The organism is Limibacterium fermenti (genome assembly GCF_041902845.1).
Classification (GTDB): Bacteria; Bacteroidota; Bacteroidia; order Bacteroidales; family Dysgonomonadaceae; genus Limibacterium; species Limibacterium fermenti.
On record NZ_CP159486.1, the window covers coordinates 660,500 to 683,373 of the forward strand.

Annotated in this window: 13 protein-coding genes and 1 tRNA gene; 8 read left to right on the forward strand and 6 right to left on the reverse strand. The window is 45.6% G+C overall.

The window, feature by feature from the left end:
• Positions 1-6 precede the first annotated feature (6 nt).
• From ABNK31_RS03020 to ABNK31_RS03055, 8 genes are all read left to right on the forward strand, one after another.
• Positions 7-1,110: a peroxiredoxin family protein gene (locus tag ABNK31_RS03020; RefSeq protein ID WP_418894258.1), complete on the forward strand. Its 1,104-nt coding sequence runs from the start codon at positions 7-9 to the stop codon at positions 1,108-1,110.
• Positions 1,111-1,116: 6 nt separating this feature from the next.
• Entirely contained in the window at positions 1,117-3,204 is a 2,088-nt protein-coding gene (locus ABNK31_RS03025) for a TlpA family protein disulfide reductase (RefSeq protein WP_418894259.1), read from the forward strand.
• A 61-nt stretch (positions 3,205-3,265) separates the two neighbouring features.
• Entirely contained in the window at positions 3,266-5,614 is a 2,349-nt protein-coding gene (locus ABNK31_RS03030; protein ID WP_418894260.1) for an FtsX-like permease family protein, read from the forward strand.
• A gap of 11 nt (positions 5,615-5,625) precedes the next feature.
• Complete coding sequence (locus ABNK31_RS03035) at positions 5,626-7,038, forward strand: DUF4933 domain-containing protein (RefSeq protein WP_418894261.1); 1,413 nt, start codon at positions 5,626-5,628, stop codon at positions 7,036-7,038.
• A 211-nt stretch (positions 7,039-7,249) separates the two neighbouring features.
• Complete coding sequence (locus ABNK31_RS03040; protein WP_418894262.1) at positions 7,250-8,698, forward strand: TlpA family protein disulfide reductase; 1,449 nt, start codon at positions 7,250-7,252, stop codon at positions 8,696-8,698.
• A 72-nt stretch (positions 8,699-8,770) separates the two neighbouring features.
• Complete coding sequence (locus tag ABNK31_RS03045; protein WP_418894263.1) at positions 8,771-11,071, forward strand: ABC transporter permease; 2,301 nt, start codon at positions 8,771-8,773, stop codon at positions 11,069-11,071.
• Positions 11,072-11,130: 59 nt separating this feature from the next.
• Positions 11,131-13,518 (forward strand): ABC transporter permease, encoded by a 2,388-nt coding sequence (locus tag ABNK31_RS03050; protein WP_418894264.1) that lies wholly within the window; start codon positions 11,131-11,133, stop codon positions 13,516-13,518.
• Between the two features lie 48 nt (positions 13,519-13,566).
• Complete coding sequence (locus ABNK31_RS03055) at positions 13,567-14,241, forward strand: ABC transporter ATP-binding protein (protein WP_418894265.1); 675 nt, start codon at positions 13,567-13,569, stop codon at positions 14,239-14,241.
• Positions 14,242-14,399: 158 nt separating this feature from the next.
• Here the strand turns inward: ABNK31_RS03055 and ABNK31_RS03060 are convergent.
• The 6 genes from ABNK31_RS03060 to ABNK31_RS03085 form a co-directional block, all read right to left on the reverse strand.
• Positions 14,400-14,473, reverse strand: a tRNA-Arg gene (locus ABNK31_RS03060).
• A 145-nt stretch (positions 14,474-14,618) separates the two neighbouring features.
• Positions 14,619-15,953, reverse strand: a complete 1,335-nt coding sequence (locus tag ABNK31_RS03065; protein WP_418894266.1) for an NADP-specific glutamate dehydrogenase — start codon at positions 15,951-15,953, stop codon at positions 14,619-14,621.
• Positions 15,954-16,389: 436 nt separating this feature from the next.
• Entirely contained in the window at positions 16,390-16,746 is a 357-nt protein-coding gene (locus ABNK31_RS03070) for a carboxypeptidase-like regulatory domain-containing protein (RefSeq protein WP_418894267.1), read from the reverse strand.
• A 351-nt stretch (positions 16,747-17,097) separates the two neighbouring features.
• Positions 17,098-17,586, reverse strand: a complete 489-nt coding sequence (locus tag ABNK31_RS03075; protein WP_418894268.1) for a toxin-antitoxin system YwqK family antitoxin — start codon at positions 17,584-17,586, stop codon at positions 17,098-17,100.
• Between the two features lie 141 nt (positions 17,587-17,727).
• The gene (locus ABNK31_RS03080; protein ID WP_418894269.1) at positions 17,728-19,686 is read right to left on the reverse strand and encodes a hypothetical protein; all 1,959 of its coding nucleotides are present in this window, start codon (positions 19,684-19,686) and stop codon (positions 17,728-17,730) included.
• 38 nt (positions 19,687-19,724) lie between these two features.
• On the reverse strand, positions 19,725-22,472 hold the full coding sequence (locus ABNK31_RS03085; RefSeq protein WP_418894270.1) for a TonB-dependent receptor domain-containing protein: 2,748 nt from the start codon (positions 22,470-22,472) through the stop codon (positions 19,725-19,727).
• Between the last annotated feature and the right edge of the window lie 402 nt (positions 22,473-22,874).

Below are 22,874 nucleotides of genomic sequence, written 5' to 3' on the forward strand. Positions count from 1 at the left end.
AAAAGCATGCTGGAGCGTCTCGAGCAAGTCAAGTCGGCAACCTATTACGAAGACGTCAAGGTGTGGCAGGTCGGCGATACCATACCGGTGTTGACATCCCGCAGGTTCCAAAAGGAATACGATCATCCTGCGGATTCTACCATTGGCGCGAGTTATGTCGTCTTTAACGGAGAAGATACAACCACGTTCGAATTTGCTTATGACGGCATCGTGAGGGCGACGGCCTATCATGATACCAAACGAATTGTTATCGATAACTTTTCTTCCAATCGCTTGCCTTTCCACCCGGTGTCGGCTCCCTTTTTCAATTACGCCAAAAGCATTATCCTGTATATTCTGCAAACCGGCGACAGCATACAAGTCGATTGGGAAGATATGGGGGAAGAATATCATCTTACTTTGGTTATCAATGAAGATAAGGACGTGGAGTTTTTCGGAAAAGCCTATTATATGCCGGGTAGTCCGTTAGCTGTTGAACGTCCGACATCGATTTACGATCTGTGGTTCCGTAAATCGACCGGCTTGCCGTATAAACTGCGGAAGGAAAGGACGCAAGATATCAGCCTCCGAACTTACTCTGATATACAAATCAATCATTTATTGGCGGAAGACTTTCGGGCGGCGGATTATTTTCCTCAAGGCTATGAGATTACAAAATATGGGGAAAAGCGCAAGACTTCCTCGCCGAACGAACTGATAGGCAAGCATGCCCCCGAATGGGCCTTGCCGGATGACGAAGGGCGAATCGTGTCGCTGAACGATTTCAAGAGCAAGGTGCTGATTCTTAATTTTACCGGTATCGGTTGTGCGCCATGCCACGCGGCGATCCCTTTCCTCAAGAAGCTAATGAACGATTACGATCGAAATGACCTGGAGATTGTCGCTTTGGAGACATGGATACAGGCGCCACACGCCTCCCGAAACTATGCAGAGAGAAATGAATTGAATTATCCGTTTCTAAGTGCTACGGACGAAGTGATTGAGGCGTACCGGACCGGCCGCACGGCTCCCGTCTTTTTTATATTGGACGACAAACGGATGGTAAAGGATGTCGTTACAGGCTATTCCGAAGAAGAAATGATGAATGCGATAAATGAATTACTTAAATAAATTGATATGAAAACAAAAACAACTTTTACCCTACTGCTTGTCGCTCTGACGATGGGCGCATTCGCACAACAACGCGAGGTGGCGCTGCCGCCGAGCGTGCATAGCAACACCACTTCTGTGGAAATCCGGCGGGCGACGCTGGCCGACACGGCGACGGTGCTCGATATCGATGCTTTCTTCCGGCCGGGATGGTGGATTAAAATCGCTTCGGACAGTTACCTGCAAGCCGACGGCAAAAAGTACGCTGTCCGCCGCGGCGAAGGCATCGACCTCGACTCGCTGTTCTGGATGCCCGCTTCGGGCGAGGCGTCGTTTAAGCTGGTGTTCGAGCCGCTGCCGCAAAACACGCAAACGTTCGACTTCATCGAGAGCGATTGCGACAATTGCTTTAAGATATGGGGCGTCGATTTGGTGAACAAACGCATCCCCTTGCCCCAAATTCCTCAAGAATACCGGCAACTGTCTAAACAGGACACCGGCATACCGGTTGCCTGGCAGAAAGGAAAAGCCGTTGTGAGCGGCAGACTGTTAGGATATGGGCCTCAAATAAAAGAGGAGTTTCATTTTTTATATATCAATCCGGTGTCGGGGCAGGAAAAAAAGACATCCGTACAGGTGAAAGCCGACGGTACGTTTCGCGGAGAAGTCGAATTACTTAGCCCCGCCCGCATTACGCTGGCCTTAGGCGCCGCAAGACTGACGGATGTCCCGATAGCGGTCGCGCCCGGAAAAGAAACGAAAGTCCTGATCAACCTGCCCGAAATCAACCGGGCGAAAGGGCGTTTGCATAAAGACGATACGCCATACGGAAAAACTTCTTATTTCGGCGGATATTTCGCGGCGCTGAATAATGAGTTAAGTGACGGTCATCTGAAAACCGTGCTGGCGGGAAAGTCTTTTATGAATGATGTCGTCGGCTTGGATGGGGAACGGTATTACAATTACAACATCAATCTGTATCATTCTGCGTTGCAACACAACGATTCGTTGGCGGTGTCTCCTTTGGCCAAAAAAATTGCCTCTTCGGAATTGTTCTCCGATTTATTCCGGAATCTGTTTTCGATGGAGTCGATACTCGTCCAAGCGTATGCGGAGAAGAATAAGATCGATTACCGCAACGCGTTTCAAGCGATGAAGATGCCTGTAAAGCCCGATAATTTCGATGACTTTTACCGGCTTGCCTCGTGTGATGCTCCCGAAGTGCTGATGACGGCAAGCATCGGGCAGATACCGATGATGTTGAATTATGCCGGGCCTGCCAAAAGGGACGATACGGCTTTGTTCAGCCAGCTTGCCGCCGATAAGCGCTTGACGAAGGATGAGAAAAACCTGGTAGACTCCTATCTCTCTATAAAAAAGAAAGGCGAAGTGTTTCCGCATATCGATTCGCTTGCCTTGGTAGTCAATAAATACCTGACCTCCGACGATCAAATGGCAATCATGCAAAAACAGATGGGAGCACAGTTCCTTTCCAAAGTCTGGAACACGAACGACTGTTTTCTGTTGGATTTGGTAAAAGCCAACGCCCTAAGTCGTAAAATGGTGGATTTCTATCCGCTGACCGACGAGCAAAAAGCGACCTTGTCCGATTTCCCGGCGATTATCCGTGAAGAACTGTTGCTTCAAAACGATAAGCTGCTGGCTGTGATTGAAGAAAACAAAAAGAAAACGGGCTATACCATCCTCGATATGCCTGCGGCGGCGGATGAAAACCTTTTCACCGAAATGATGAAGCCGTTTAAGGGAAAAGCGGTGCTGGTGGATATCTGGGCGACGTGGTGCGGCCCGTGCCGGATGGCGAACAAAGAGATGGCGCCGTTAAAGGCGCAACTGGCCGACAGCGGACTGGTGTACGTGTATCTGGCGGGCGATAATTCTCCCGAGGACACGTGGCGGAATATGATTCCCGACCTGAAGGGTTATCATTACCGCATGAGCGATGCCAACTGGGGGTATCTTGGCCGGACGTTGAAGGCTGAAGGTGTACCGACCTATATCGTGTTGGATAAGGAGGGGAATCAGACGTTCCATTCCGTCGGCTTCCCCGGTGTGGACGAGATGAAAAAGGAATTGAAAAAAGTGTTGGGAGAATAGTCCCCGCTTCCGTTAAACGGCTTCGCGCCGTTTAACGGATATGTGAAAAAAACAAATCGATATGTTCGTACATTATTTAAAAACAGCATGGAGGAATATCCTGAAAGATAAGGGTTATTCGACGGTAAATATTATCGGTTTATCGATTGCCATAGCCTGTTGTTTCCTGCTCCTCTTTTGGATACGCTTTGAACTCAGTTACGAAAAATGCTATCCCGGATCGGAGCGTATTTACAGGATAATGGAAGAGGAAAACCGCACCGACGGACTGCATTACAAAGCAACCGTCCGCCCTGCCATAGATACTCAATTGAAAAATACTTTTCCGCAAATCGAATATTCGACTTTTACAAGTTGGGAGGAATTGCCTCTTACAATAGAAGGCAGGGAAGGAGATGGAATCATGGCAAAAGTCCTTTCTACCAATGAAGAATTCTTACGGATGTTTGCCTATGAGTATGTGGAAGGCTCGCCTGAGAGCGTTGTCGAAAGCCACGGGAGCATTATCTCGGAAGAAGCGGCCCGGAAATTCTTCGGTAACGAACAGGCGATAGGTAAAACGCTTCAATTCGGGAAAAAAGGTGATTTCAACTACACCATCTCGGCTGTGGTAAAAATGCCGGAAAACAGTCATGTCACATTTGATGTCCTTACTCTCCGGGACGAAAAATTCTATGGGGGAGTGCATTATATCAAGTTGAAACGAGGGGCCAAAATAACTCCCGACTTTGAAAAACAGATAAAGAATTTTTTGTCGACGACGAGGGAAACAAAAAACACCCTCAAGTTGCAACCTATCCGCGATATGCATCTTCACTCGCCGAAGGAAGTAACCGACCACAGCTTCGGAAGCCCGGCGCAAATCTATTTCTTTTCGGTAGCCGTGTTGCTGATCCTGTTGATTGCGGTCATTAATTATATCAATACCTCGGTTGCCCGTTCGTTGAACCGGATGAAAGAAGTAGGCGTTCGTAAAGTCTTCGGGTCCGATCGCAAGCAATTGGTAGCGCGGTTTTTATTGGAATCGTTTATTTTATCGTTCATCGCGCTGCTTATTTCGCTGATATTGGTTGAACTGTTGTTCCCTTCTTTCAGCGAGATCATGGGCACCCGCATTGCATTGAAATTCGATTTCGGAACCATCCTTATTGCTATCCTTACTTGCCTGGCGGTGACGGTACTTTCGGGCGGGTATGCGGCTTTTTACCTGTCGTCTTTCTCGCCGATGCTGATTATGAAAGGCGGATCGAAGACCGGTTCTAAAAACGGATTAAGGAAAGCGCTTGTCGGCGTGCAGTTTTTCCTTTCCGTTTCAGTACTGATCTGTACCGTATTTATCTATAAACAAATCAATGCGGTTTTTAATGCCGAAACGGGTGTGGACAGGAAGAATATCATTGTGTTGGAAACCTCGTTGTGGTATGGGGCCGAAGATTTCATACAGGTCATAAAGAAGGAAAACCCCAATGTCGTAGATGCCTCTATCGCTTTGTCGGCGCCGTATAACAGTTCGTATAATCACAGTGGCATAAGTTGGACGGGCAGCAAGGAAGGCACGAAAGAGATGCCTTTCACACAGATTTTTTGTGACCATAACTATGCCAACACGTTCGGACTTCAGGTCATACAAGGACAATTTATCCCGCCCGGTTTGAAATGGTGGGGCGATTGGGATGAAAGTTCGTTCGGCCTCGTCATTAACGAGTCGTTTAAAAAACTGATGGGAGTCGATAATCCTATCGGGTTAACGGTTTATTACGGAGGGGGATATAAAGGGAAAATCATCGGCGTAGTGAAGGACTTTAACTTCAAGCCGTTGAGGGAACCTATCAGTCCCCTTATCCTTAGTTTTAATCCCGAAGCGAGTTTTAACGTATATGTCAAAACAACCGGAAGAGATAAAAAGGCGACGCTCGATTATATCTTAGCGAAATATAAGGAAATGAAACCCGATTATGTAGACCAGCCGGTTATCTACCATACGGTGGAAGACGAATACCGGGAGATGTATGAAGTGGAATTGCGTACCGCCGGCGTCTTATCGGCCTTTTCGGTCATTTCATTTCTATTGGTATTGATGGGAATCGTCAGCATCCTGTCGTTCATGATAGAAAAACGTACCAAAGAAATTGCCGTCCGGCGCATAAACGGCGCAAAGATAAGGCATATCGTGAGACTGTTTTCACGGGATATCCTGAAAGTGGCAGCAGTGGTATCGGCCATTTCCATCCCGCTGTGTTACCTGGTATTGAACAAGTGGTTGCAAGGGTATGTGTACCGTACTTCTTTGACGGGATGGATATTTATCGCCATCCCCTTGTTGATTATGCTCATCACGCTTCTTGTGATCTGCATACAGGTGTTTCTGACCGCGCAAAAGAACCCGGTCGCATCGTTACGGGCAGAATAAATAGAAAAGTTATGAAAAAGATATATGTATTGATAGGAATTGCATGCCTGTTATCGTTTTCCTGCAAAGAGAAGAAACAAACGTTGGGCGACCGGAAAGAAGATACGGTCAAACTGGAAGAACGGTATGCGACGGAAGAAACGTTGGATACCATTATCCCTCACGCGGGGATAAAATTTAAAGAGTCCCGGAGAGCCGATCCTCAGCATCCTCCGGTCGTGATCGGCCTCCAAACGGAGGCGGAAAAGAAAGAACTGGATTTAAGCCGATATTACACGAAAGCCGAATATATAAAATTGAAGCATCCGCTGGCGGAAAAGGGAATCGGGTTTTTAGGGAATGCCCGTTTTGAGTATAGTTATGAAGGAGGAGGAATGTCGAGTGGCCGGGGCTTCAATTCATCGGTCTTTTTGAGCGGAGATAAAATAGTCGCCGGGGATTCTTTTTTCGGTTATCATTGTTACGACCGGCAAGGGAATTATAGTTATACTATTGTCGCCAAAAGAGATTTGCCGAGATACGATAGGAATAACAATCGCGTGTTCATTACATGGAATGCCGCTACCGATCAGATTTATAGTTTTTCTATGTTGGAAGATAATTGCCTTACGGTAAAGTTGATGGATGGGCAGGCGCTGTTCCATTTCCACAATATTGCTTTGCGAAAAAATTATTTAACGCGGCCGGCCTCCTTTGGGCTTCCCATGCTGCTTTCGCCCGACACATACGTAGGATTTATGTATAATGCTTACATTCCACACCGCTATTCCATGATGCATTCGTTCGATATCAAAGGCGATACGTTATGCCGTTTTATGAATTATAACTCCTTGCCGACATCCGACAAAGGCATGGGCACGAACCCCGAAACGAGCGATTTCTACTATTACAACGACCGCCTTACCATGCGTCAGGCTTACAACGATACCATTTATCGGGTAAGTGTAAATAGGCTTACTCCGGCATTTATTTTTAATACGGGAAGCAAAAAGCCGGATGTGCAAACCGCCCTCAGGGGAAATAAAGAAGGGAAAATATTTATCAACACGATATTGGAAACGGATGATTTCCTTTTTACTATTCATACGGAAAACTATGATTCTCCCAACAACAGGAAGAATGGCTCCGTGAAATTTTTCTATTCCTATTACGACAAGAAGAGTCAAAAAAGATATTCCATTCCATCCGCCGTATTTCCTGAAGTGTTCACGTTAAAAAACAGCGTGCCCGGAGCCATCCCCGTATTGGCTGAAAATATGAGGGTTTACCAAGACAAGTTATATGTTTCTTACACTAAAATCCGATTAAAAGAGATGATCGATTCTCCCGGTTTCGCATCATACCCGGCGGCGCAACAGGAAAAGCTAAAGGAACTGTATGACGACTTGGCTGATAGTGAATTGTTGATTATGATTTTACAATAAGAAGATAAGGATAGACAATGAATCCGACAAAAAATAAGAGTTGTCCGAATGAGTATAAATAGCCGGTGAGAGGAGCAACCTCGTGCGGTTTCCTTCCCTTTCGAAGGGAACTGCCCCCGTCTCCGATACAAATATGATAATTTGAAAATGAGCAAATGAGCAAATGAGCAAATAAGCAAATGAGTAAATAAGCAAATAAGCAAATAAGCAAATGAGAAGATTTATTTTTTTAGCGCTTGTGATGGCGATGGTCGCGACGAACGTTTGGCCGCAGCAGCCGCCTCCCCTTGTTTTACAGGGACAGTTTGCCGATTGTCCCGAACGCGAGTTGTATATTTTCTTCCAAGATATTCCCGGTAAGGGTGTTGTCGATACCATCCGGTTGGACGCCGAGGGGAGGTTTTATCTGAAGACTCACCGGATCGCCCGTCCGCAGAAAACGAATATCCAAAGAAACCAAATTCAATTGAACGACCTTTATGTCGCTCCCGGATATGAACTGACTATTACGGGCAATGCGCGCGATTTTCGTACCTTGCTCAAAACGGTGAAGATTACAGGGAAAGGCAGTGAAAGCAACCGTTACGGACGACTTCTTACAGCCGAACGCATCGCCCGTAACGACTCATCCGAATGGTACACGTTGAAGGAAGATGATTTCTTTACCTATCTGCAACGCGAACAACAGCTTACCGATTCTATTTATCAGGTGGCTTTCGGCCGTGACCCCGGCGGCGATCCGTATTTTTCCTGTTTCGCTGAAATGACGCGGCTGGATAATCTCTTCTTAAACGCGTATATGAAATTCGTCTTTACACAAATCAACCGCCTCGATGCCGACAGCGCCCGCCGCTTTATCGCCTGCCATGTGGATGCGCGGCTGTTGAAAGATATCAACAACGAAGCTTGTTTTGTATCGGATCATTATAAGGAATGGTTTGTTCCTAATTATCTGGAATATCTTATGGAACAAGATTATCACAAGGATTCCACGCTGCGCCGCGATCCTTTTTACTCTCTGAAAAAGACGGATGCCGTCCTGAAAGGGAAAATACGGGATTATACTCTTTTTAGGAAGATGTTGTCGAGGATCCGTTATTCGAGCGACGATTTTTCGCAGTTGAATAAAAACAGGGAGGCTTTCCGGCCTTATCTGGCCTCCTTCGGTCAACCTTATTACAAAGAAACCGTTCAGGACGAGCTGGCGCAGAAGGAACAGTCGCTTTACCGGACGCAGAAAGGACAGCCGGCGCCGGCATTTACGCTGCTCAGCGATGCGGGCGAAAAATACACCCTCTCCGATTTCAAAGGCAGGGTTGTTTATTTGGATTTTTGGGCGAGTTGGTGTGGGCCGTGCCGGGCAGAAGTACCGGCCATGAAGCGGCTTTATGAAAAGTATCGCGATGACGAAAGGCTGGCGATAATCGGCATCGATGTGAAAGACGGAAAGGAGGCGTGGTTGAATGCGTTGGCGAAGGATACCCCTCTTTGGTTGCAATTATACGATGCCCGGGGAGAAGCCGATGCCGCCTACAATGTCGTTGCCATTCCCAAGTATATTTTGATTGATAAGAACGGCCATATCGCCGATTTTCATGCGCCCAATCCTTCCGATACGGAACGGTTGAATGCTGCGATCGATAAATTATTGAACGAATAATAACGCCCTTTAATATGAACCCGGCAATACGTATCATTTCCTGATAGTTGTTGAGAATCATCATTCCTCATTATGATCTTGCATTATTTAAAAATAGCCTGGAGGAACATCCTCAAATACAAAACCCAAAGCATCATCAGCGTTATGGGGTTGGCCATCGGCTTCACGGCGTTCTCGTTCACCCTGTCGTGGATCCGCTACGAAATGAGCTATGACAGCCATAACCCCGATGCGGACAGGATCTATCGAGTGGCAATAGTCAATGAAAAGGAGATTGGAGGATTGGGGAAACAGGTACCTGATCCGTTGGGTAATTATCTGAAAAGTCATTTCCCCGAAATTGAAGCGGCAACAATGGTTGGCACAAATGAATATTTCATGAGGGATTCTCTTGTTTCTTCTTTTTCTTTACAAACCGATACATCCTTTTTTAAGGTTTTCTATCCTGAAGTGAAGATGCAATTTCCTGACCCTTTGCCGGAAAATGGAATATCGCTGATTACGTCCTCATTCTATGACAAATTAAAAGATAGAGGAACGCCGGACAGTCTATTGATGGATTATAAAATCATTCCTGAAAAAAACAAGCATAGCAATGTTGCATACGAAATCATAAACATCAGGCCTTATAAAATGCCCTCGGAAAAGCATTCTCCATGGGCTTTCTACTCTAAATCGGCGTATATTCGCGTATATCCACAAACCGATATAAACCTGTTGCAGCAAAAGTTAGATAGTATTCAGGTGGAAGATTCCATGCAGGATATCATGTCTTATAAACTGATTCCCTTACGGAAAGTACATTATATCATGCCTAACGAAAAAGCCAATATCCAATTCGAACATTTGCGGATATTTGCAGCCATGTCGTTATTGGTGATTTTGTGCAGTTTGTTTAATTATCTGATGTTGTTTGTGAATCGCATCAAAATACGAAGCCGGGTACTGGCTCTTCGTCAAGTGAACGGTGCGAGTCACAAACAATTAATCCTGCTGCTTTTTTGTGAGTTTCTATTCATACTGCTTCTGTCGTTGTTCGTTGGCGGAATACTCAGCGAACTATTGTCCCATTCTTTCATAAAATTATCACAGATAGAGGCTTTCAAAACGTATTTTATCCGAGAGATATTTTTGTATGCCGGAGGATTGGTACTCCTTTCCGCTCTTGTCTCTTTAGTCCCGATGATTTATTTTATGAGAAAAGGCGTCCATGAAAACATTCAACCTGCACCGCACGACGGCATTATTAAAAACGGCTTTACGGCAACAACTATCGGCATACAACTGATAATAGGAACATTATTGATATTCGCTACATCGATATTCCTTTCTCAATATTTGTTTTTAAATCAATCTGATGCGGGCTTTGACAGGCATCGTGTTGTGCATATGGATATGAGATTGTTGCGTGAACCTGTTTCTCTGTCGGAAGTCAAGAGTATAGCAGGCGTAGAAGATGCCATCTATTTTCCGGTTACGTTTTTACCCCGGACAATCAGTTCGCGCATGAGTTTTCGGTTGAATAAGGGAACGCCCGACGAACGAGAACAGGAATTCGAAGTGTTTCCTGTGGAGACTCCCGGTTTCTTTGATTTTTTTCATATTAAAGTTTTGGAGGGCAGAGCTATAAAGGAAGAGGAAGTAAATGTGTGCGTGATGAATCAGACGGCAAGAAAATTGTTTGGCAAAGAAAGCCCGATCGGTAAAAAACTGGATGAAATACGGATAATTGTCGGAGTGATTCCTGATTTATATATCGACTCGCCTTTAGTTCCTGTGTTTCCGACGCTTTACTATTCTACAATAAATAACAGATATAGTTATGAAGATAAAAATACGATTGTCTATCGATATGCTGAAGGATCTGGTGCAAGAGTGCAAGAACTTTTGGAAGAGCTTGCACGGGGAAAAGACAATTTCGTCTATAATAAAATCGGCTTTTATGATATGGATGAAGTGTATAAAGAGTACACCCGATCCGAGCGCTACTTGTTGATTTTGCTAAGCATCATGACGGGCGTCGCCATCCTGATCGCCGTGTTCGGCATTTATTCGATGATCACGCTCTCATGCAATCAACGGCGCAAGGAGATTGCTATCCGGAAAGTGAACGGTGCGCGGGCGAAAGAAATCCTTGCGATGTTTTTTAAACAGTACGCTTTCATCACGGTACTGTCGTGTATCATTGCCTTTCCGGTAGGAGCGCTCATTATGCAGCGGTGGCTCGAACAATACACCCGCCGCATCGCGCTGGAATGGTGGTTGTTTGCGGGAGTCTTTTTATTGATCGCGCTCATTGTTTTCGGCAGCATCCTGTTCCGGGTATTAAAGGCGGCGGGCGAAAATCCGGCGGAAGTCGTTAAATCGGAATAAATTCATCATTCATAGCTCATAGCTCATCACTCATCACTCATCACTCATCATTGACAAGCATGATCGGACATTATTTAAAAATAGCCTGGAGGAACATTCTCAAATACAAAACCCAAAGCATCATCAGCGTCTTGGGGTTGGCCATCGGCTTCACGGCGTTCGTTTTGGGCGGATATTGGTATCAGTGGGAGCATTCGTTCGATACCTTCCACCCCGACTGGAAACGCACTTACGCGGTGACCACCGGCGGCATCAACAAGCCTGTCGACGGCAGTTATACCGAATTGAACCAACTGCATCAGTCTGCGAAGGACGATTTGAAGGCCTTTCCCGAAATCGAAGCGAGTTGTGTCATCGACTTGGTCTCCTATGGCGCCGAAGGAAAAGAGCGCTCATGGATGGGCTTGCAGGTCGATTCTTCTTTTTTCGATTTCTTTACCTGCGAGTTGATAAGCGGTACTTATAAAGGCAATGCCTATGACCGGCAATCGGTGATCCTTACCGAAAGTATGGCCCTGCATCTTTTCGGCCGTACCGATTGTGTGGGCGAGTTGTACAAGGCCTATCGTGAAACCGTGTTTACTATTGTGGGCGTAATGAAAGACTATCCCGCCAACACGGAGTTGAAATTCAATTATCTGCTTCTCGCGCCTCCCGGATATGATGGCTTCAACCGCCGTCTGGAGACCTACGTGCGGGTAAAGCCGCAGGTGAATATAGCCGCGTTGAAGAAAAAGATCGATGGCTATAAAATGAAGGTGGAAAACGATAAAGTATATACCTATTCCGACTGGCATATCCATTTGCGCGCGTTGCCTGAGGTACATATCATTTGTTCCCCCGAATTGAATACCCGCTTCCGGAACATCCGCATACTGGCGGTGGCCGGATTGCTGGCGTTTGCCAGCGCCCTGATGAACCTGCTGTCGTTGTTTATTGCGCGGCAACAGCGTAAAAGCCGTTACAACGGTACTTTCAGGACGATGGGCGCTTCCGCTCGCGATCTGGCATACCGGTATCTATGGGAGTTGTTATTGCCTTTATTCCTGGCTTTTGTGCTGTCGATGGTGTTGCTCGAATGGCTCTATCCTTTTTATCGCGATTATACGGCGCTGGAGCATTACGGTATTTTCGATCAATTTGTGCATCATTTACCGAAAGCCCGCTTGATGAAGGCCGCCCTGATCCTGTATCCGCTTTCGTGCATCCTCTTCCTGTCGGCGGCGATGCTTCCGGTACGGCTATTGGTGAAAACGAACCCTTCGGCCTCTTCCGGCATTTGGAAAGATATCCTTATTGCCGGACAAATCATGGTCGGATCGCTTTTTTTGGTCGCAGCCATTGTTTTTTATCAGCAATACCGGTTTACGCAGACGTCCGACAAGGGATTGGTCACGGATCGTATCTGGCAGATCAATACCGGTTTCCAAGCGGCTTATGAAAAAGATTTAAACCGCTATGTCGCCGCCTTGAAACAGTCGCCGTATATCGAAGAGGTGACCTCGATGACCATCCCTGTGCTCTCTTCTATAGGAGATTTTTATTGCAGTTATATCACCGATCTGGATATTCATCGTGAAAAAGAGGGGACGGTGGATGATAACGTGCTGGCCGTCGATTCGAACTTCCGGCACTTCTTCGGCATACGGATGAAATCAGGCCGCTGGCTCGATCCCGCATCGGCGGTGAAGGAATATGTCGTCAACGAAACGGGGGCGAAAATGGCCGGCATCGATGATGATCTTCTCGGGACAATCCATCTGGATGGAAAGAAAAGCCAAGAGGCTTTCCGCATCGCCGGCATCCTGTCGGATTATCATTATTGCCCGTTGCAGTACCCGCTCGATAAAGTGTTTTTTACCGTTCTTTCACAAAAAGAAAAGGCCGAAATGTATATGACGACGCCGTATATTTATATCAAAATACGACCGGAACAGGAAGAACGTGCATTGACTTATGCCCGCCAATTATATACCGATTACGAAAAAGGAGAAGTGGCGCCGGGAGAGCAAATCCGTTATTTACCGGATATCATGGAAGAGTTGAATGCTTCGGAGATAAAGATGTCGCGCATCTTCCTGACGCTGGCGGTTATCTGCATCCTGATTTCGTCTGTCGGGATTTATTCGTTAGTCGCTCTTTCTACCGAACAACGCAAAAAAGAGATTGCCATACGAAAAATCAACGGCTCTAAGTTTGGCGATATCTTGCAATTGTTTTTCAGAAAATATCTGTGGCTCAATGTGGCGGGCAATGCCGTAGCGCTTCCTGCCGGCTATTATTTCCTGCATAAGTGGTTGGAGACGTATGCGTATCACGTGGCGTTGAGCGGGTGGGTATTTCTATCGGTCTTCCTGATAACCCTTGTTATTGTTCTGATAGCGGTGGCGCAGCAGGTAAGAAAAGCCGCCCGTGATAATCCGGCGGAAGTCGTTAAATCGGAATAAATTCATCATTCATAATAAACAGATAATTCATCATTAAAAATTGGGAAAATGATTAAAACAGTAAATTTACAAAAGATCTTCCGTACGGAAGAAGTGGAAACGTGGGCGTTGGCCGACGTGAATATCGAGATTGCAGAAGGCGAGTTTGTCGCGGTAATGGGCCCGTCGGGATGCGGTAAGTCCACGTTGCTGAATATCCTCGGGTTGTTGGACAATCCTACTTCCGGGCAGTATTTCCTGAACGGGAAAGAGGTGTCGAAACTGAAAGAAAATGAGCGTACGTCGCTTCGCAAAGGCGTGATCGGATTTGTCTTCCAGAGTTTCAATCTGATCGACGAACTGAATGTGTATGAGAACATCGAGTTGCCGTTGTTGTATATGCGCATTCCCGCTTCCGAACGCCGCGAAAGGGTAAAGGAAGCCATGGATCGCATGGCCATTGCGCATCGCGAGAAGCATTTTCCGCAGCAACTTTCCGGCGGACAACAGCAACGCGTCGCGATAGCCCGTGCGGTAGTCGCTCACCCGAAGCTGATACTTGCCGACGAACCGACCGGGAATCTCGATAGCAAAAACGGCGCCGAAGTGATGAGCCTTCTTACCGAACTCAATCGTGACGGGACGACTATTGTCATGGTAACGCACAGTCAGCACGATGCCGGATACGCCCGCCGCACGATCAATCTCTTCGACGGAAAAGTCGTACCGGAGGTTGTTCTATGATGCCGGAAGGAGTCCTCAAAAATCCGTTTTAAGGGAATGATGGTCTTTTGACACCTTCCCTTTCTATCAAAGTCTATCGGTAAGAGTTGTGTGACTTATGTGTTCTTAAAATAAAAGCACTTATCGAAAAGTATCGATAAGTGCTTTGTTTTTTTAAGTGATCCGGAAGAGATTCGAACTCTTGACCCACAGCTTAGAAGGCTGTTGCTCTATCCAGCTGAGCTACCGGACCCCTGATTGACTGTTCAGGGTGCAAAAATAGTGTAAATATCAGAAACAAAAAAATTAATATGCACTCCATTCATTCGATCTTCAAAACGAAAGACCGCATGATGAATGGGTGTATGCTCTTTTTCGTCTTTCACACTCCAGGAAAATTACAAAATTCCCTGAGACATCATCGCTTTGGCAACTTTCATAAATCCCGCTATGTTTGCGCCTTTCACATAGTTGACATATCCATCGCTTTCCGTACCGTACTTCACGCAGTTTTCGTGGATATTGGACATGATCCATTTCAGTTTCTCATCGACTTGCTCGGCGGTCCAGCTATAGCGCTCCGAGTTTTGAGTCATTTCTAATCCCGACACCGATACTCCTCCCGCATTTGCGGCTTTACCGGGAGCATACAAAATCTTATGTTGCTGAAATATTTCGATAGCTTCGGGGGTGCTGGGCATATTCGCTCCTTCGGAAACGGCAATGATGCCGTTTTGCATCAGTCGGCGGGCATCGTCTCCGCTAATTTCATTTTGTGTGGCCGAGGGCAATGCGATATCGGCTTTCTCGCTCCAAGGCCTTTCGCCCGGAACATACTTACATCCGAACTCTTCGGCATATTCGCGAATGCGCCCGCGATAAAGGTTTTTCAACTCCATCACAAACTGCAACTTTTCGGCTGTAATTCCATCGGGGTCGTAAATATATCCGTCGGAGTCCGATAATGTGACCGGAATGGCTCCCAGTTCGATTAATTTTTCGCACGTGTATTGCGCCACATTTCCCGATCCGGAAACGAGACAACGCTTACCGGCGAGTGTGATATTTTTGGTTGCAAGCATTTGTTGCAGGAAATACACGTTTCCGTAACCGGTCGCTTCCGGACGAATGAGAGATCCTCCGAACTCACGGCCTTTGCCGGTAAAGGTACCGGTAAACTCGCCCGCTAACTTTTTGTACTTCCCAAACATATAGCCTACTTCCCGTCCGCCGACACCTATATCGCCCGCCGGAACATCGGTATCGGGGCCGATGACTTTCCACACACCTTCTACAAAAGCCTGGCAGAAGCGCATGATCTCCGCATCCGATTTTCCCCGGGGCGAGAAATCCGCTCCCCCCTTGGCGCCGCCCATCGGCAGGGTGGTGAGGGCATTCTTGAAGGTCTGTTCGAACGCCAAGAACTTTAGAATCGACAAATTTACCGATGCATGAAACCGGACTCCCCCTTTATAAGGGCCGATCGCATTATTGTGTTGCACACGATAACCCATATTCGTCTGCACATTTCCGTTATCATCCATCCATGTCACCCGAAAGGAGTGAATTTTGTCAGGGATGACAAGCCTTTCCAAAAGATTGGCTTTTTCAAACTCGGGATGCTCGTTATATACATCCTCAATAGATTCTACTACTTCCTGTACAGCCTGATGATATTCGGGTTCGTTGGGAAAACGTCTTTTAATTAAATCGATAATGTTTGATGATTTCATTGAAATAATAATTTATTCTTATGTGATCTTGTTTGTTTCAAAATGGAATGCAAAAATACAAAAATAATGACAAATAGAATTATTTCTATTGGTTTTTCTTTTGAAATGGTTCCGAAGGATGGGCTGATGACTCTTAGTGTAAATTGAAATCGGTGCGAAGAACATGAAAAAAAGGTACAGATTCACATCTATACCTTCGACAAAGACCCATAGAGAGTTAATGAAAAATTGATTTTTGCTATTTTTGAACCAAATGAATATTGTTTGATCATGCAAAGGTCTATAATTATTGTTACAAATCCATTACTTTTTAATGAAGTGTTTGTTACGATTTTCATCGGCGACTTCCGAAAGAAAAAAACTCCGGCATACTTGAATAAGTAGACCGGAGCAATACCTTTTTCCGCATCGTTCGGTTTTACCGAAATGCGCTCTGTTACTTTTGACTCAGGGCAATGGCCAATTTCTGATTGTCTTGGATGTCTACTTCCGTTTCGGATATTTCGTAGGAAATCAATTCCACCCGTATTTGATGTTTACCGGGCTGGATATTCGAAAGGTTGAAGTTCCCGTCTAAATCAGAATAATATTTCTGACCGTTTACATAAATCGTTGCTCCCGCTAATGCTTCGTTGCTTTCGTTGTCGATAACAGAGCCGGAGATTTGCACCGTCTTCACCGCTTCAATCGTTGCAACGGCGTCAGACTCTTTCTTGTTATCCTTATTATCCGCAGCTAAAATAGCCGGAAAGGAAAGGAATACCGCTACCGTAAGTACTAAAAATGCTTTCATAATTGATGTCTGCCTTTATTGAAAATAAATTACAAGACAAAGGTGCCGCTTTCTTTTGACAAAGCTGTTACATTTCGGTTAAGATTTTGTGAAGATTTTAAGAAACAGCATAAAAGACTAAGAAACTGTTTAAATTTCTTACGAAGACTGTAATTAAACTATTCTTCGCCTTCAAAAAGTTTCTTTTTTGTATTCTTCTTCCTCTTATTTGGCTCAAATAGCCCGCTATTATCGCCAAAACGAGAAAGAACACTGCTAAAAAATAATTCTTTTTGAATCGCGAAAGAAATTTAAACAGATTCTAAACAAAATCAGCTCATTCGGAAAATTCAAAACCGTTTCTAAGTCGATCTAAAATCTTCTTTCTTCGCTTAGTTCTCCGTTTTCATTCCACATTTTCCAGAGGCCGGTTTTTTTGCCTTCGAAATAATGCATCTCATAGCGCTGCGTACCCAATTCGTCCCAAATGCGCCAGGTTCCATGTTTCTTGTTGTCTTTATATTCGGCTTCCGACAGCAGTTGTCCGGAGATATCGTACATTCTCCATAGCCCATGCAGCTTGCCGTTTTGATAAGAACGGATTTCTTTGGGTTTACGGTTTTCAAAATAGATGACATAGGTTCCTTCGGGGACGCCCTCTTTAATTTGAATTTCCAGACGTAGCGTTCCGTTGTCGTAGTATTCCCGGTAATCACCGGTATAAAAATCATTTTGAGCCTTGTCTCTATAATAAAATCCTCCGCTGTAATATACCGTAGGAGTTTGCTTCACTTGATCCTGCGCATAGGTAAACAGTCCGGATGCGATGCAGATAATACTAAGGAATAGTTTATTTTTCATATCGTTAAAAAAGTAAAGAGATAAATGATTCTGTATTATTGTTTAAAAACAAAGATAAGAAAAAAACAGATATAACTATCTTAATGCTAAAAAAGTATCCCTTTGAACGAGGGATACTTTTTTAGAAACACAGTTGTAAAATTATTTAAACCAAGACCAAGTACCGATATCCAGTTTGCCTGTTTGATAAGGGCCTGTAAGGGTAGCCGTTTTTCCTTCTATGAGGATATTTGCCAACGGACCGTTGTTAGGCATATCTACTAACTTAGAGTATCCTTCGAGATACACGTTCGTAAATGTTCCTCCGGATTGTTTCTTGAATTGAAGAGCCGTTCCGGTTTTGGATGCGTTGGTATTGATAGCCGTTAAGTTTTCGATTTTCGGATTGTTATTGACCCCGTCCGCTTCAACGACTGTGGAGAATCCGTCGATCGTATGTACGACATACGCATTCTTAACGGTTCCGTTCCAACCTTCCGTCCAGTCGATCGAATCGTCTTCGTTATTTTCGAGATAAAGGTTTTCTACCGAAACCGTTCCTCCGAAGAATTCCACGCCATCGTCGGCTCCGTTAATGATGGCAACGTTCGAGACCTTTGTTTGCGATCCTACGGCATAGAGCGTCAATCCGTTATATTCTGATTCGGTATTGATTCTCGCCCCTGATCCTTTAATGACCAAATACGAGATGGAACCGGAATTATCTTTATCATTCGTACCGCCGTATTTAAAATCGCCCACTTCGGCTGTTGCGTTTACTCCGGCGGTAGTGGTGGCATTTCCACAGATGGTCAATCCTCCCCAATCTTGCGGTTTAGCATTCGGGGAAGTCATGATAACCGGGTTCTCGGCGGTTCCTTGAATGTTGATTTTAGCGCCTTGCATCACCGCAATATAGGTTTCGGTTTGCTTGCCTTCGGCCGCTACCGCCAAGATGCGTGTTCCCGCCGGAATGGTAAGGGTCGCCCCATTGTTCACAATATAGGCGCCGGTCAGCCGGTACGCTTTCGTTGCATCTAATGTCGTGTTAGCCGTTACTTCGCCTTTTAATTCTACCACTTCGATAGCGTTCGCGTCGGCCCATTTCCAGGAAGAAGGATCGACGGTTGCCGGGCCATCGTACGCTTTGTCGAGACTCGCTGTTTCACCATTGATTTTAACGTTGGCCAGCGGCCCACCGTCAACCATATCCACTATTTTGGTGTATCCGATGAGCGAAAGGCCGGTAATGGTGGCGCCGGATTGTTTTTTGAATTGCAATGCCGTACCGTTTTCGGTCGAAACCGCCGTCAGGTTTTCAATTTTCGGATTGTTATTCTTCCCGTCGGCTTCCACTACGGTCGAGAAACCTTTAATGGTATGTTTTACATACGCGTTTTTAACGGTTCCGTTCCAACCTTCTGTCCAGTCGATCGCGTCATCTTCGTTATTTTCGAGATAAAGGTTCTCTACGGAAACCGTTCCGCCGAAGAATTCCACGCCATCGTCGGCCCCATTGATGACCGCTACGTTAGAGACTTTCGTTCCCGATCCTACCGAATAGAGCGTCAATCCGTTATATTCCGATTCGGAATTGATTTTAGCGCCCGAGCCTTTAATGACCAGGTAAGAGATCGCGCCCGAGTTGTCGGCATCTTCCGTACCGCCGTATTTAAAATTACCGACTTCAGCCGTAGCATCGGCTCCGGCGGTGGTGGTTGCCTTTCCGCAAAGGGTCAGTCCGCCCCAATCGCCGGCTTTTCCCTGAGTCGACGTCATGATGACGGGAGCGTCAGCCGTACCTTGCACGTTAATTCTGGCGCCCCGCATTACCGCGATGTACGTTTCGGTTGCATTTCCGGCAGCGGCTGTGGCGGTAATGCGTGTGCCGGCAGGAATGGTGAGCGTTGCCCCTTCGTTCACGATAAACGATCCGGTCAATTGATAATTCGTAGAAGCGCTCAGCGTATAGTTCTCGTCGAGCGTGCCCTTTAGTTCTCCTCTTTCAATCAGTTCGATTACCGGCTTTTTTTCCGGTAGTGGTTCTTCTTTGTCGCATCCTGTTAAGAATGGAGTCAAAGTCATTAGGAAAATACCTAATAATAAAAGATTTTTCTTCATTGTTTTCATTTTAAATGTTGCTACTATTAAAATCGTTACTAAAATGTATAATTTACGGATAACTGTAATTTAATGCCTTTTTTATAGGAATCGACGATGTAGTTCGTTTCCTGTTCCGTATTGAGATCTTTTACATTCTGGGTCAATTCAATCTGGGGATTCAATAAGTTCCTACCCAAAAGTTTGATCGATAGGCGATCGGTGATGTCTTTGCTTATCACCGCGTCCAGCGTGGCAAAACCCTTTTCGATAATTTCGTCGTTATAGTAAATCGTCCTGTTCGTCGCGTCTTTAGGACTTCCGAGCGCATAAATTTTATCGGAAGAATAATTGCCCGAGATGCTAGCCTGCCAACGATGCTTCTTATTCTCGTATTGCAACGAGGCGTTCGTAATAAACTCCGAAGCGCCTTGTAATCCCGAGGTCGTTTTATCTTTGTATCGATATCCTTCCAAAAGATCCTGTTTGAGCCACATCCGCGTACCGTTAAGGATGAGCCGCAATTCGTTATTGTCGCTCTTGTAAAGGTTGAGGCGCGCCTCCGCTTCAATGCCGAAGACGTTGGCTTCTTCCCCCGTATTGGCATAGATCAGGTAGCCGGCTCCTCCGGTCAAAGACGTTATATTGATAGGGTCTTGAATGTTTTTGTAGAAGGCGGCTACGGAAATCAACTCATCGTTCGACTTATAATATTCCCATTTCGCATCCAGATTGTAATTTTCGGAAGCCTTCAATTCGGGAGTCCCTTGTATCAGGGTACTGTTGGGAGATGTATAAGCGAAAGGGGCGATTTCCTTGAACTCGGGTAGGGTGAGCGTCTTGCTCGCGGACAAACGGAGGTTATGCCGGTCGGTGAGTTCATATTTTAAATTGATACTGGGATAGAGTTCATTATACGTGCGGCTGATACTCGGCTCCCGCAACGGGTCGTCGTTATTGATATCCCAATCCACTTCGATTGTATTCCGCTCGTAACGTAACGCAGCGTTCCCGTCGAGTTTGCCGAAGTCGAATTCTAAGCTGACAAAACCCGCCAAAGCCGATAACGAGGCATTATATACGTCTTCGGGCAACGTTTTTATTTTATCCGCAGTAAAGGATTCGGAGGTGAAAATACCGCTTAGATTATCGACATCCGCCGCCTGGGTCGTCGTACCGCGTAAATCGGCTCCTACAAATTGCGAATGGAAATCGCGGGTTTTATGGCGGTAGTTTACGCCGATATTCGCATGCCAGTCATTGTCTTTTACTCTAAAGGCGATGCGGTCTTTTAGATAGCCGTTTATTTCATTGTCATCGATCTCCTGGCTCGATTTGCGATTCTCGAAGTCGGCAATCCGGTAGGAGAAATACAATCCGTTATTGTGAAAACCGGTATAGTTTCTTATACGGTTCGGTTCGTCGGCCGCCACGGTGTTGTATCCCAAACCCCATTGCAACGTTTGGTTGTCGGCTATACGATGGTTGCCGAGAAGTTGGTTCACCATGAGCTGAGTCGTTTTCAGATTCATGTCGCGGGCAAAAAAGGAGTTGGATATTTCGTCCATATCCAGTTTGTATCCTTCGCCATTCCGTCCCTGCTCGTAAACATTATCCCTGAGCTTACCGACAAGCAAAAAGTTATAGTTTATCTTATGATTTTGATGAAACCGGTAGGCGAGGTTCACAAGGCCCGTGAGCGTTTCGTTGGATGTCCATGATTCGGTATCGAGAAACTCCGAATAAAGGACGTTTGAGTTGAAACGCCGGTATACGCCTTGGGTATAATTGTAATCTTTTTTATAAGAAAGCGTATAGAAAAGAGATAACGGATTTTCGAATAACTTGAACTCATATCCTCCAATCGTCGAGATGCCATAGTCCAACGGTGCGTTTCCTTTTGCGGGATCCCAGCTCTGTCGGGTCATCGCATCCAATAGATTGTATTTCCGGCTGTAGAACGTAGCTGTCGAGTTCGCTAAATTGGGCGATGCCTTGAAGTTGCCAAACACATTGTTGGGGTTTACACTCGAATTGAATCCTCCCTGCAAGCCGATGGAGAACTGCTCGATAAACTCTTTCGAGACGATGTTTATATTTCCGGCTGTTTGGTCGATATAACTTTCGGGATCATACGTTTTGCTGATACCGATATTTTGAATGACACTCGTGTCGAAAAGTCCCAAGTCGATATTTTTCTTATCCACGTCATCCGATGGAATAGGCAAGCCGTTCATTGTGGTCGACAGGTACCGGTCGCCCAACCCTCTCACGTACACGTCGCCGGAAGTCTCGCTGCGCACTACGCCCGTGATTTTGCCGGTGGCCGTTGCCGCATCCGATACCCCTTGCATGGAGAGTTGTTTCGCTCCCACGCTTTCGCGGATGACGGTTGCGCCTTTCTGGTCCATCAGCAGAATGCGTTCGGATTCTTTTCTGGGGGTGGCGACCACCACCACTTCATCGAGGCCGATATCGTCGGTCTGCATTTCCAAATGGAGGATGGTTTCTTTGCCGTCTTCCACCAATACATTCTCTATGACAAACGAGGTGTATCCTATGTACGTGGCTTTGAGGATGTAATTTCCGGGAGAGATATTCGCTATAACGAACCCCCCATCGAGGTCGGCCGCTGCGCCGTTGGTCGTTCCTTCAATCAGTACCGAAGCGCCGATAAGAGCTTCTTTGGTTTTGGCATCCGTAATCTTTCCTTTTATCGTGCCGTGTTGTGCCAAAACGGCATTGGATAAACCCAGGAAAAACAAAAAAGTTATCAATAACTTTGATAAAGAGGTCTTATTTATCACAAACTCCAATATTTTTAATTTATATTCATTTCGGTTTTCGGCACAAAGGTCTTGTATTTTTGTTACAGACCCGTTACGATGCGGTTACATTTTTGTTAAGTTTTTATTGGAGGGTCAGAAACTGTTTAAATTTCTTACGAAGTCTATATTTGAAATTCTTCGCCTTCAAAAAGTTTCTTTTTTGTATTCTTCTTCCTTTTATTTGGCTCAAATAGCCCGCTATTATCGTCAAAACAAGAAAGAATACTCCTAAAAAATAATTCTTTTTGAAGCAGCGAAACAAATTTAAACAGTTTCTAAGTATTTCCTGGTGTATGCTGGTATATAAGCGTTAAAAGTCGTTCTTGAGCGGTCGGCAAGTTGTTCCGATGCCAAAAAAGTGTTTACCGACCCGTCGGCAAC